Source organism: Plantibacter lichenum (assembly GCF_050587525.1).
GTDB lineage: Bacteria > Actinomycetota > Actinomycetes > Actinomycetales > Microbacteriaceae > Plantibacter.
The window spans coordinates 1-12,670 of record NZ_JBOBFT010000020.1; the positions used below are offsets into that span (position 1 = coordinate 1).

The window sequence follows — 12,670 nt, forward strand, 5'->3', positions numbered from 1 at the left end:
CGGCTGCGGTCCGACCCGCGAGCGCGGGTGCGGTCCGACCCGCGCTCGCAGCGCAGGGGCGCGCGCACGCGAGCGCATCGCGCCGGGCGCAATAGAATCGGGGTCTGGCGCGATGCCGATGCGGAGAGGACGCTCACGATGGTCGACTACACGGTCCGGCGAGCACGAACGAGCGACGTCCGCCGCATCCAGTCCCTCGTCGAACCGCTCGTGCAGGAACGCATCCTCCTCGGCAAGGACGACGTCGTGTTCTACGAGGCCGTTCAGGAGTTCCGAGTCGCGGAGACGAGCGACGGCGAGATCATCGGCTGTGGGGCGCTCCACGTCCTCTGGGAGGACCTCGGCGAGGTCCGCACGCTCGCCGTGGCCCAGCACGTCCTCGGAACCGGTGTGGGGCACGCCATCGTTGCACGCCTCGAAGCCGACGCCATCGAGCTCGGCCTCAGCCGTCTGTTCTGCCTGACCTTCGAGGTGCCGTTCTTCACGAAGCACGGCTACCAGCCGATCGGTGAGGACATCGTTCCCCCAGAGGTCTACGCGCAGCTCGTGCGCTCCTCGGACGAGGGCGTCGCAGAGTTCCTGGAGCTCGCGCGGGTGAAGCCGAATACGCTCGGCAACACGCGCATGCTCAAACTTCTGAACGTCTGATCCGCTCCGATTTCGCCACGGCGGGTCGCGTGTCTGACGCACGCATTCTTGCGGACTGATCTGGGATTCATTCGATTCGTATGAGGCTGCTCCGCGGGGTCTGTTTCGTGTTCGGATTTACCTCCCGTTCACATTGAGGGTGGCTTTGCGTCACGCATCTCCATTAGCTTGTGAGGCACTGTCCCTGTTCTGTCCCGTGAACAGGGCACACGCATGGTCGTGTGCACACCTCGAAACAGATCCTCGATACGGAGCCTCATGTCGTCGTCCGCCCCTCCACATCCTTTGCGCAGATTCTCGCGCCTGACCGCGTTCGCAGCCCTCGCCGGGCTCGTCGTCGCACCCCTCGCGGCCCTTCCCGCCGCAGCAGCTCCCGACGGCAGCGATGTCGTCATCAACGAAATCTACGCGGCCGGCGGCAACAACGGCTCTGTGTACAACCGCAAGTTCGTCGAACTCCACAACCCCTCCTCAGCACCGGTCAATGTCGACGGGTGGTCGGTTCAGTACCGCAGCGCATCGGGCGTCGGAGCCGCGAACAACGTCGTCGCCCTCACCGGCACGATTCCCGCCGGAGGCTTCTACCTCGTCGGGGGCGCCCCGGGCGCGAACGGTGCTGCTCTCCCCGCCGTCCCCGACGCGATCGGTAGCCTCAACCCCTCGGCGTCCGCAGGGACGCTCGCACTCGTGCGCACTGCCACTGCGGTCACTCTTCCTGCGGGCGACTCGTCGGCCAATCCCGACGTCGTCGACCTGGTCGGATACGGATCGTCGAACACCTTCGAAGGCGCCGCAGCGCCGGGCCCGAACGCTGTGAAGTCGCTCGTTCGCACGAACTTCGCGGACACGAACAACAACAGCTCCGACATCACGCTCACTGACGCGCTGACGCCGCAGAACAGCGCATCGCCGGTCGAGTTGCCCGGAACGACGCCCGAGCCGACCCCCACGCCCACTCCGCAGCCCACGGAGACCGTGCCGCCCGTCGACCCGACGAACGTCGCGATCGCCGACATCCAGGGCACCGGTGCAGCGAGCCCCATCGTCGGCCGGACGGTCACCACGAAGGGCTTCGTCACCGCCAGCTTCCCCGAGGGCGGCTTCAACGGCTACTACCTGCAGACGGAGGGCACGGGCGGCGCGCTCGACCTCTCCAAGCACACCGCATCCGACGGCATCTTCATCTACTCGCCGAAGACCGTCGGCACGGTCGCGGTCGGCCAGTACCTGCAGATCACGGGCAAGGTCGCGGAGTTCTACGGCCTCACGCAGCTGACCGTCGACGACACCGCGGCCGTCAAGCAGCTCGATGCCACGAGCGTCGCAGCACCGATCCCCGCAGCCGTCGAGTTCCCGGACAACGACGTACAGCGCGAGAGCCTCGAGGGCATGCTCCTCGCTCCCGCCGGCGCGTACACGGTCACCGACAACTACCGCACGAACCAGTACGGCGAAGTCACGCTCGCAGCGGCCGACAAGCCGTTCCTGACCCCGACGGTCGCCGGCAAGCCGAACAGCGATGCGTTCAAGGCCGAGACCGATCGGGTCGCCAAGCAGAAGGTCATCCTCGACGACGGCGCCACGACCGACTTCCTGAAGCCCGCGAACACCGGTACCCCGGTCCCGTACGTGTCGACCACCGACCCGGTCCGGATCGGCGCCCCCGTCACGTTCACCAAACCCGTCGTGTTCGACTTCCGGAACGACGGCTGGAAGTTCCAGCCCACGACCGCGCTGACCCCGGCCAACGCTGCCGACGTCCAGCCGGCCACCTTCGCCGACACCCGCACCGCTGCCCCGGCAGAGGTCGGCGGTGACCTGAAGCTCGCGACGTTCAACGTCCTGAACTACTTCCCGACCACCGGCGCCGACCGCACCGGCTGCACGTTCTACACCGACCGCGAGGGCAAGCCGACGACCGTCAACAAGTCCGACGCGGCTGGCTGCGGCGTGCGTGGCGCGGCGGACAAGGCCAACTTCGAGCGTCAGCAGGCGAAGATCGTCGAAGCGATCAACGCGCTCGGCGCCGACGTCGTCTCCCTCGAGGAGATCGAGAACTCCCTGACCGTCGGCAAGGACCGCGATGACGCGCTGGGCAAGCTCGTCGCCGCGCTCAACGCCAAGGCCGGAGCCGGCACGTGGTCGTTCGTCCCGTCGCCGTCCAAACTGCCGACGGACGAGGACCTCATCCGCACGGGCTTCATCTACAAGTCCGCGAAGGTCGAGACGGTGGGGGAGACGCACATCCTCATCGGTTCGAAGGCGTTCGACAACGCCCGTGAGCCCGATGCGCAGGCGTTCAAGCCGGTCGGCGGCGACAAGGACTCCACGTTCCTCGTCATCTCCAACCACTTCAAGTCGAAGAGCACGGGCCCCGCGGCCACGGGCGACAACGCCGACACCGGGCAGGGCGCCTTCACGGGCGACCGCGTCCGTCAGGCGACGGCGCTCGTCGAGTTCTCGACCGGTCTGCAGAAGGACCTCGGCACCTCGAAGGTGTTCCTCGTCGGCGACTTCAACTCGTACGACGCTGAAGACCCCATCGACGTCATCCGCGACGCCGGCTACACGAGCCTCGAAGGCGCGACGGGTAAGTACACCTACGCGTACAACGGCGCGGTCGGCTCCCTCGACCACGTGTTCGCCTCCGCCGACGCGAAAGCGCTCGTCACCGGTTCCGACGTGTGGAACATCAACTCCGTCGAGTCGATCGCCCTCGAGTACTCGCGCTTCAACGCGAACGTCACGAACTTCTACCAGCCGGACGCCTACCGTTCCAGCGACCACGACCCCGTGGTCGTCGGACTCGGCTTCCAGTCGAAGGACGCGACCGTCAACCTGCTGAACATCAACGACTTCCATGGCCGGATCGATGCGAACACCAACAAGTTCGCGGGAACGATCGAGCAGCTGAAGGCGAAGTTCGGCCCTGACCAGACGGCGTTCATCTCCGCGGGTGACAACATCGGCGCATCGCTGTTCGCGTCCTCCTCGCAGAAGGACCAGCCGACGATCGATGTGCTGAACGCACTCGACCTCAAGGCCTCGGCCGTGGGCAACCACGAGTTCGACCAGGGCTACCGTGACCTCGTCGACCGCGTGGTCGACGGTGGCAACAACGCCAAGTTCACCTACCTGGGCGCGAACGTCTACGAGAAGGGCACCACCAAGCCCGCATTGCCCGAGTACGCGCTCATCGAGGTCGACGGCCTCAAGGTCGCCGTCATCGGCGCCGTGACCGGCGAGACCCCGACGCTCGTGTCGCCCGGCGGCATCACGGACCTGGAGTTCGGCGATCCCGTCGAAGCCGTCAACCGTGTCGCGGCCCAGCTGACCGACGGCGACCCGTCGAACGGTGAAGCCGACGTCATCGTGGCCGAGTACCACGAGGGCGCTGGAGCGGGAACGCCCGACGGCGCGACGCTCGAGCAGGAGATCGCAGAAGACGGCGCATTCACCGACATCGTCACCAAGACGAGCCCGGCAGTCGCCGCCATCTACACCGGCCACACGCACAAGCAGTACGCGTGGGACGCACCGATCCCCGGCAAGGCCGGCAAGACGCGGCCGATCCTCCAGACCGGCAGCTACGGCGAGTTCATCGGCCAGATCACCCTGACCGTCGACCGCTCGACGCACGAGGTCACGGCGTACACGGCGAAGAACGTGGCTCGCACCACGGTCGACGACGCGACGCTCATCTCGACGTACCCGGCCGTCGCGGCCGTCGACGTCATCGTCAAGGACGCACTCGCGAAGGCCGCCGTACTCGGCAACAAGGTCGTCGCGAGCGCAAGTGCCGACATCACCCGCGCATTCAACAACGGTGTGAAGGACGACCGTTCGGCCGAATCCACCCTCGGTGGGCTCGTGGCGGACTCGCTCCTCGCATCGCTCGCGACCGCGGACCGCGGTGGCGCCGAGATCGGCATCGTGAACCCCGGCGGCATGCGTGAGGAGCTCAAGCAGGGCGACATCACGTACGCGCAGGCGAACGCGGTGCTCCCGTTCCTCAACAACCTCTGGACGACGTCGCTCACGGGCGCGCAGTTCAAGACGGTGCTCGAGCAGCAGTGGCAGCGCGACGCGAAGGGCGAGATCCCGTCGCGTCCGTACCTGCAGCTCGGTCTGTCGAAGAACGTGCAGTACACCTTCGACCCGACCCGTGCAGAGGGCGATCGGATCACCGGCATCACGGTGAACAACCAGCCGATCGACCCGAAGCGCAGCTACCGCATCGGATCGTTCAGCTTCCTCCTCCAGGGCGGCGACAACTTCCGTGAGTTCGCGAAGGGCTCAGGCACCAAGGACTCCGGTCTCGTCGACAGCGACGCGTGGATCAGCTACCTCGCGACCAAGTCGCCGGTGGCGCCCGACTTCAACCGCCGCAGCGTCCAGGTCTCCGGTGTCCCCACCGCGGCCGTGAAGCCGGGTGAGACGGTCACGTTCGACGTCGCCAAGCTCGACCTCACGTCGACCGGTAGCCCCGTGAACGCGACCCTCGGGATCGAGTTCAACGGTGCAGCCGTCGGCACGGTGCCGATCACGAAGGGCGCGGCGACCGTGTCCTTCACGGTTCCGAAGGCCGCAGCCGGTGCTGCGACCGTCCGGGTGACCGCGCTCGAATCGAGCACCACTGCGACCGTGCCGCTCACGATCGCTCCCGTGCCGGTCTCGGACGACGCCCTCACGGATGCGCTGAAGGACCTCATCAAGTCCCTCACCGACCTCGTGCGAGGCAAGACGGCGACCGTCTCCATCGGCACCGGCCACGCGGGCGCCTGGGTCAGCGTGTGGCTGCACTCCGAACCCGTGCTCCTCGGCGACGGCCTCGTGCAGGTGGGCGAAGACGGCAACGTCAGCGTCCTGGTCCCGAAGGACGCGCCGCTCGGCGAGCACAAGCTCGTCGTGCAGGCTGCGGACGGATCGGTCATCGGTTGGCAGAACGTCACCGTCAAGGATGCTGCGGTCACCCCTGGTGACGGCGGCGGCAACGGCAGCGGGAACGGTGCCGGGGCCGGCGGATCGACCGGTGGCTCCTCGTCCGGCAAGCTCAGCTCCACCGGTGTCGAGCTGTGGGCGGGTGTCGGCTTCGCAGCCCTCCTGCTGATGGCAGGCATCGCGACGATGCTCGTGCGCCGCGCCCGCCAGGGTCGCGTCGAGAGCATCGCGGATGGAGCGGGTTCCACCGGATCTGACGGACCGGCCACCAGCTAGTCCCGACTGAACCGCATCGATCGAGGGGTCGTCGCCGAGAGGCGGCGGCCCTTCGTCGTGCGCGGCGGCGAGCCAAGCGGCCCGTGCGGTCGGCGGCGTTTACCCTGGTCGTATGACGTCGAGCCAGACCCCGGGAGCCAGGCCGTCCGCCGCCGTCTACCGTCGGCGCCGGTTCGCCGTGCTCTTTGCCCTCGTCGCGGTCATCGTCATCGTCGTGCTGCTGCTCGTGCGTCCGGGATCCGGATCCGAGATCGCAGCGATGACGACCTCGACGCCGAAAGCGACGACGACCACACCCGCCACCACGCCCCCCGCCGACGCGACGCCCCCGCCCATCTCCGATGCGGCGACCGCCGACTCCGGTGAAGCGAAGGCGTGCGTTGCGGACGACATCCGGGTCGACGCCATCACGAACGCCACGAGCTATGCCGCCGGTGAGCAGCCGCAGCTGTCGCTGAGCATCACCAACACGGGCGCGGCGCCGTGCACGATGAACGCGGGCACGAGCCAGCAGGTCTTCACCGTGCTGAGCGGCGACGAGGTCTACTGGACGTCGACCGACTGCCAGACGGCGCCGAGCGACCAGGACGTGCTGCTCGAACCGGGCAAGACGGTCAGCTCGAATCCGCCGATCACCTGGGACCGCACGCGCTCCGCGCCCGACACCTGCAGTGCCACTCGTGATCCCGTACCCGCAGCCGGTGCCTCCTATCACTTGAAGACATCGATCGGCGGCTTCGCGTCGAAGGACTCTGCGCAGTTCCTGCTGAACTGACCGTAGGGCGGTTCGCTCTCGGCCGTACTCGGCCACGCTCGGCCCGACCTGAGCTGAGCGATCGGCCTGAGACAATGGAGACATGGCGAAGAAGAAGCCCGAGTTCCGGTCAGAAGAGCTTGCCGCCGCGCTTGCCGCAGGTGACATGGCCGCCGTCGCGTATGCACTGCGGCACGGGCGGTTCGTCGTCCCGCTCATGAAGGCGGCGCCGCGAGACAAGCCGAGCGATCCGGGCGAGGTGTGGATGTTCCGCCAGCCGGAGACCGCGCGCCTCGCGCTCCTGCTGTTCTCCGACGCGAAGAACAAGCCCGCTGCGCTGCCGCCGTTCGTCGGGTTGCAGGACGGCGCCTGGTTGCGCGGGTTCCTGCGCACCTACGGGGACGACATCGAGACCGTCCTCTTCGACATCGCCGGTCCGAACTCCATGCAGGCCGACCCCGTCGAGCTCCTGCGCGTGCTGGACCTGGAGGTCCCTGCGTCCGAGTGACGGTGCGGTGCAGGTGCTGCGCGAGTGCTGCGCAGGCGCTGCACAGGCCGACCGCCTGCGCCGTGCTGCCTGAGAGAAGGAGAACCGCGCGACAGGAGGACGGTCTCCGCGATCGGACCCTTCTCTCGCGCGGTTCTCCTGCTGTGGTGCAGGTGCCGTCCGGCGACGAGCGGGTGCCCGGCCGCGGCTCAGAACGACGCGTCGAGTTCGCGGTCCATGGCGGAGCTCGCCGCCATCGTGGTGCGGCGGAGTGCTTCGCGGAGGTGGCCGACTTCGGAGTCGAGCAGGGTGTCGTAGCCGAGCCGCTTCGCTTCCGAGATGCGCTGCTTCGATGCCGCGACGGGCCGGACCTCGCCCGCGAGGCTGATCTCGCCGCAGGCCGCGAGCGTGTGGAGCACGGAGCTGTCGCCCGCAGCCGAGGCGATGGCGATGGCGATCGCCAGGTCGGCCGCCGGTTCGATGAGGCGGACGCCGCCGACCGTGGAGACGTACACGTCCTTGTCGCCGAGCGGGATGCCGATGCGTCGTTCGAGGACGGCGAGCAGCATCGCGACCCGGGAGGAGTCCACGCCGTTGGTGACGCGGCGCGGGTTCGGTGCGCTGCTCTTGACGACGAGGGCCTGCACTTCCACGGGGAGCGCGCGGCGCCCTTCCATCGCGATCGTCACGCACGTACCGGAGACGGCCATGCCGCGGCTGAGGAAGAGGCCGCTCGGGTCGGCGACCTCTGCGATGCCGTCGCCCGTCATCTCGAAGCAGCCGACCTCGTCGGTCGGGCCGAAGCGGTTCTTGAGGGCGCGGATGAACCGGAGGGCGGTGTGGCGGTCGCCTTCGAACTGGCAGACGACGTCGACGAGGTGTTCGAGGAGGCGCGGGCCGGCGATCGATCCGTCCTTCGTGACGTGGCCGACGAGGAGGACGGGGAGGTTCCGTTCCTTGGCGACACGGATGAGCGATGCCGCGACCTCGCGGACCTGGCTCGGTTGACCGGCGAGGCCGTCGGACAGGTGGGATGACACGGTCTGGACGGAGTCGACGATGAGGAGCTTCGGCTTCACCTGGTCGATGTGGCCGAGGATGGTGGCGAGGTCGGTCTCTGCGGCGAGGAAGAGCTCGTCGTGGAGGGCGCCCGTGCGTCCGGCCCGCAGGCGGACCTGGCTCACCGACTCCTCCGCGCTCACGTAGAGGACGCGCGAGCCGGTCTTCGCGGCGCGCGAGGCGACTTCGAGGAGGAGCGTCGACTTGCCGACGCCCGGTTCCCCGGACAGGAGGACTGCCGCACCAGGGACGATGCCGCCGCCCAGCACGCGGTCGAATTCGGCGATGCCGCTCGGCCAACGCGGTGCGTCCTGGGCGTTGGCCTCGGTGATCGGCCGGGCTGCCCGTTCCTCACTGATCTGCACGGCGACGAGGTTCCGCAGGATGCCGGTCTGGGCCGCTGCTTCCACGACGGTTCCCCACTGCTGGCACTCACCGCATCGGCCGGCCCACTTCGCGGTGGTCCACCCGCACTCGGAGCAGCGGAACGCGGGAGTGGATGCCTTGGCCATGCGGCAAGCCTACGTGCGGGCACCGACATCGGACGGGGACCCGGCGGCCTGTGGATGAGTGAGCCGGCGGGACCTGGGGACGGATCGCGTGTCCCGCGTGAGACGCATCGGTGGTGGCACCGACGAGGCGAGCTGCTGGGCGATCCTGGTGGCCTCGTCAATTCGCGTCGCGCGCGGTGATCCATTACACTCGATCCCGGTACCGTGTCCGAGCGGCCGAAGGTGCAACTCTCGAAAAGTTGTGTGCGTGAAAGCGCACCGTGGGTTCAAATCCCACCGGTACCGCCACAGAAACCCCCGCACATCCGGGCAATCGTGATGTGCGGGGGTTTCGTTGTTCGTAGCCGTGGACGACGCTCGTTCTCGTCCACCGCTGGGCTGCGCCTACGACGGGTTCTGCGCGGCGCCGGAGGGGATCGGTAGACTCGCGTCATGACCACGGCAGTTGATATCGAGCGCGAGTCGATCGCGTCGTTGTGTCGCGCCTACGGAGTTTCGCGTTTGCTCGTCTTCGGGTCTGCGGTTTCTGCCCGATTCGATCCGGTGCGGAGTGACATCGACTTCTTCGTTGATTTCGGTCCCGAGGTGACGGATCGGTTCGACGCGTATTTCGGCCTGCAGGAGGATCTCGAGGCATTGTTGGGTCGACGGGTCGACCTCGTGATGGCCGGAGCCGTGACGAACCCCTTCTTTGCACAGTCCGCGCTCGCTTCTGCCGAGGAACTCTATGCAGCCTGAGTCTGCGGCTCTGCTCTGGGACGTGCAGAACGCTGCATCGCGCATTGCGACTTTCATCGACGGCCTCACGCCGGATTCGTACGCGGCTGATGAACTGCGCAGATCAGCCGTCGAGCGTCAGCTGCTCATCGTCGGCGAGGCGTTGAATCAGTTGCGGAAGGTGGACCAGGAGACTGCTGAGCAGATTCCGAATCTGTCGCGAATCATCGGATTGCGCAACGTTCTCGCTCACGGCTATGCCGTCGTCGACGACACCGTCGTGTGGCTCGCTGCTTCCAGTCGGGTACCGGAGCTCCTTGAGCGCGTTCGGATCCTCCTCGCTAGCGCCTGAGGCTCGTCTCTCTGGCCTCGATGACCGTGCGTGGCCTAGGGTCGAGCATGCTCATCTGGATCAACGGCATGTTCGGGGTCGGCAAGACGCAGACGGCGAATGAGCTGCGGCAGCGACTTCCCGGCAGCACGATCGCGGATCCGGAACTGCCAGGCATCGGCGTTCAGCGCATGTATCCGGTCACCCTCCGGAGTGATTTCCAAGAGAGCGAGTGGTGGGCGCCGCTCATCACCACGGTGCTCGTGGATCTCGCTGAACGGCACCCCGGCCCGATCCTGGTGCCGATGACGATCACGGATCGACGGCTGATGGACAGCATCGTCGGCGGTCTTCGGGGCGCCGGCCATGACGTTCGCCATGTGACGCTGCTCGCGGCGCGGGAGACCATCGCGGGGCGGCTCCGGAAGCGTCTGGACGGGCCGAAGAGCTGGGCGGCGCAGCAGTTCGACACGCGCGCAGCACTCCTTGAGGACCCTGCGTTCGCGACCCACATCGACACGACCGGCCGCAGCATCGCGGACGTCGCTTAAACGGTCGCACGCGAAACCGGTCTGCAGCTCGGCCCGCGTGAACGCAACCTGCTTCGCTCCGCCTGGCGACGTGCGGCGGGATGGTCAGCGGCCCTTCGCGGGTGAGCATTCGGGCGTCTCGGGCTGCGAGAAACGCATGTTGGCAGATGCTCGCGAGAGCTTGGATCGAAGCGATGGTGGCACGAAAACGTTCCAGAAACGCCACAGACTGGCACGGAAACCGTTCAGCGCGTGCCTGAACAACGGAGCGTACGACGCGGAGGAGAAGCGCTACGGCGCGGACTCCGAACCGTGGAGGAGACCCGAAGTCAGTTGCCGGCGGATGCCGACGCAGGCACGGAGACCCCGGCGAGCTGGGAGGCGAGCAGCGCCTCGTAGGCGCGCTTCGCCTCGGCGTGGACGTCGCGACCCTTGCGCGTGATGCCGACGAAGAGGGAGCGTCGGTCGAAGGTGCACTCGCTGCGCTCGACCATGCCGGACTTCTGCAGGCGGTCGACGACTCGGGAGAGGGCGCTCTGCGTCATGGGCGTCTCGGCGACGAGGTCGCGCATGGTGCAGTCCTCGCCCTGGGCGACGGCCACGAGGTCGAGCACCTCGAACTCGCTGAGGCCCAACTGGAACCCGTCCTGCAACGCGCGGTCCAGCATCGACGACGTGGAGAGGTAGACGCGCTGCATCTCGCGCCAGTTGTCGATGGCTTCCGATTCCGTGCTCACAACTTCGAGTGTACGCGCGGTTCTCGGATCCAGACCCCTTCATTTTATGATTTTGCATAGTATGCACGCGCATTACATTCCGTGTCATATAGTTATCCGGTGTCTACATCCACCATCCCCACCAGCATCCCTACCCCTGAGGTCGTCGCATCGGCCAAGTGGGGCAAGGCCGCCTGGTTGTTGCTCATCGTCGTCTGCGTCGTCGTGGCGCTCGACGGCCTCGACGTCTCCATGGTCGGCGTCGCCCTGCCGTCCATCGGCACCGAACTCGGCCTCGAGACCACCTCCCTCCAGTGGATCGTCTCCGGCTACGTCCTCGGCTACGGCAGCCTCCTGCTCCTCGGCGGACGCCTCGCCGACCTGCTCGGCCGCCGCAAGCTCCTCCTCATCGCCCTCGCCGTCTTCGCCGTCGCCTCGCTCGCCGGCGGACTCTCGAGCGACCCCACCATGCTCATCGCCACCCGCTTCATCAAGGGCGTCGCCGCCGCGTTCACCGCTCCCGCCGCGTTCTCGCTCATCACGACCAACTTCGCGGAAGGCCCCGTCCGCAACCGCGCGATCTCGATCTTCACGATCTTCGCGGCGAGCGGCTTCTCCCTCGGCCTGATCGTCGGCGGGCTCATGACCTCGCTCAGCTGGCGTTGGACGTTCCTCTTCTCCGTGCCGTTCGCGCTCGCCGCGATGATCCTCGGCTTCTTCTTCATCCCGAAGGACAGCAAGGCGAAGACGGGCGGGCACGACATCTGGGGTGCGGTCACCCTCGCCATCGGCATGCTCGCGCTCGTCTACACGGTGGTGTCGGCACCGTCGGTGGGCTGGGGCTCGCTCCAGACGATCGGCGGACTCGTGTTCTCCGTCCTCGTCCTCACGGCCTTCGTCCTCATCGAACTGCGGGTGAAGCACCCGCTCATCCGCTTCGGCATCCTCCGCGAAGGCGGCGTGTGGCGGGCGAACGTGAGCGCCATCGCCCTCTTCGGCTCCTACGTCGCGTTCCAGTTCATCCTGACGCTCTACCTGCAGGACATCCTCGGCTGGTCGCCGCTCGGGATGGCGCTCGCGCTGCTCCCGACGGGCGTCGTGGTCCTGGCGAGCGCGCCGTTCGCGGATCGGCTCATCGACCGCTTCGGCTCGAAACGACTGATCCCGATCGCCCTCGGAGCGCTCGCGATCGGCTACCTGCTGTTCCTGCGCATCGGCACCACCCCCAACTACGTGCTCGACATCCTGCCGTCTGTCCTCCTGCTCGGCGTCGGATTCGGCATCGGATTCCCGTCCGTCCAGGTGCAGGCGACCGCCGGCATCCACGACGACGAGCAGGGGCTCGCCGCAGGGCTCGTGCAGACGAGCTCGCAGGTGGGCGGGGCGCTCGCGCTCGCCGTCGCGGCAGCGCTCATCGCGGGTGCGGCGCCCGGTCCGGACGCGACGTCCGCTGCGATGCTCGACCAGTTCCGACCTGGGCTGTTCCTCAGTGCTGGGATCGCCGTCATCGGATTCGCGGTCGCTGCGTGGCCGCGTGGTCGGTCGCGTGGTGGGGCGCCCTTGGCCTCCGCTTCCGCCTCGCCCGTTGCTGCTCCGGGCCCGCGCGACTAAGTCCATTCGCTCTCGAAAGCCTCGGCTGTTCCCGCCATCGTGACCATCGCGATCGGGGCGGCCGGGGCTTTCGGCGTTGGTGGGGACG

Annotated in this window: 10 protein-coding genes and 1 tRNA gene; 9 read left to right on the plus strand and 2 right to left on the minus strand. The window is 67.6% G+C overall.

Annotated elements, in window-relative coordinates:
• Positions 1-138: 138 nt before the first annotated feature.
• The 4 genes from ACQ3HB_RS19725 to ACQ3HB_RS19740 all read left to right on the plus strand — a co-directional run bounded on the left by ACQ3HB_RS19725 (position 139) and on the right by ACQ3HB_RS19740 (position 7,127).
• Positions 139-648 (plus strand): amino-acid N-acetyltransferase, encoded by a 510-nt coding sequence (locus tag ACQ3HB_RS19725; RefSeq protein ID WP_430922489.1) that lies wholly within the window; start codon positions 139-141, stop codon positions 646-648.
• Between the two features lie 285 nt (positions 649-933).
• Complete coding sequence (locus ACQ3HB_RS19730; protein ID WP_430922491.1) at positions 934-5,865, plus strand: ExeM/NucH family extracellular endonuclease; 4,932 nt, start codon at positions 934-936, stop codon at positions 5,863-5,865.
• A 112-nt stretch (positions 5,866-5,977) separates the two neighbouring features.
• Positions 5,978-6,640: a hypothetical protein gene (locus ACQ3HB_RS19735; RefSeq protein ID WP_430922492.1), complete on the plus strand. Its 663-nt coding sequence runs from the start codon at positions 5,978-5,980 to the stop codon at positions 6,638-6,640.
• 82 nt (positions 6,641-6,722) lie between these two features.
• Positions 6,723-7,127 (plus strand): dehydrogenase, encoded by a 405-nt coding sequence (locus ACQ3HB_RS19740; RefSeq protein ID WP_430922494.1) that lies wholly within the window; start codon positions 6,723-6,725, stop codon positions 7,125-7,127.
• A 188-nt stretch (positions 7,128-7,315) separates the two neighbouring features.
• Here ACQ3HB_RS19740 and radA read toward each other — a convergent pair whose 3' ends face one another.
• Positions 7,316-8,677 carry a DNA repair protein RadA gene (radA, locus tag ACQ3HB_RS19745; RefSeq protein WP_430922496.1) on the minus strand — a complete coding sequence of 454 codons (1,362 nt, stop codon included), beginning with the start codon at positions 8,675-8,677 and terminating at the stop codon, positions 7,316-7,318.
• A 198-nt stretch (positions 8,678-8,875) separates the two neighbouring features.
• Here radA and ACQ3HB_RS19750 point away from each other — a divergent pair.
• The 4 genes from ACQ3HB_RS19750 to ACQ3HB_RS19765 all read left to right on the plus strand — a co-directional run bounded on the left by ACQ3HB_RS19750 (position 8,876) and on the right by ACQ3HB_RS19765 (position 10,276).
• Positions 8,876-8,965 (plus strand) — tRNA-Ser (locus tag ACQ3HB_RS19750).
• Positions 8,966-9,109: 144 nt separating this feature from the next.
• On the plus strand, positions 9,110-9,415 hold the full coding sequence (locus tag ACQ3HB_RS19755; protein ID WP_430922497.1) for a nucleotidyltransferase family protein: 306 nt from the start codon (positions 9,110-9,112) through the stop codon (positions 9,413-9,415).
• Positions 9,405-9,746: a HepT-like ribonuclease domain-containing protein gene (locus ACQ3HB_RS19760; protein WP_430922499.1), complete on the plus strand. Its 342-nt coding sequence runs from the start codon at positions 9,405-9,407 to the stop codon at positions 9,744-9,746. The genes ACQ3HB_RS19755 and ACQ3HB_RS19760 overlap by 11 nt, the downstream gene beginning before the upstream one ends.
• Before the next feature lie 47 nt (positions 9,747-9,793).
• The gene (locus ACQ3HB_RS19765; protein WP_430922500.1) at positions 9,794-10,276 is read left to right on the plus strand and encodes an AAA family ATPase; all 483 of its coding nucleotides are present in this window, start codon (positions 9,794-9,796) and stop codon (positions 10,274-10,276) included.
• A 308-nt stretch (positions 10,277-10,584) separates the two neighbouring features.
• Here ACQ3HB_RS19765 and ACQ3HB_RS19770 read toward each other — a convergent pair whose 3' ends face one another.
• Positions 10,585-10,992: a MarR family winged helix-turn-helix transcriptional regulator gene (locus ACQ3HB_RS19770; protein ID WP_430922502.1), complete on the minus strand. Its 408-nt coding sequence runs from the start codon at positions 10,990-10,992 to the stop codon at positions 10,585-10,587.
• Positions 10,993-11,091: 99 nt separating this feature from the next.
• Here ACQ3HB_RS19770 and ACQ3HB_RS19775 point away from each other — a divergent pair, with 99 nt between their 5' ends.
• On the plus strand, positions 11,092-12,582 hold the full coding sequence (locus ACQ3HB_RS19775) for an MFS transporter (protein ID WP_430922503.1): 1,491 nt from the start codon (positions 11,092-11,094) through the stop codon (positions 12,580-12,582).
• The last annotated feature ends 88 nt before the right edge of the window (positions 12,583-12,670 follow it).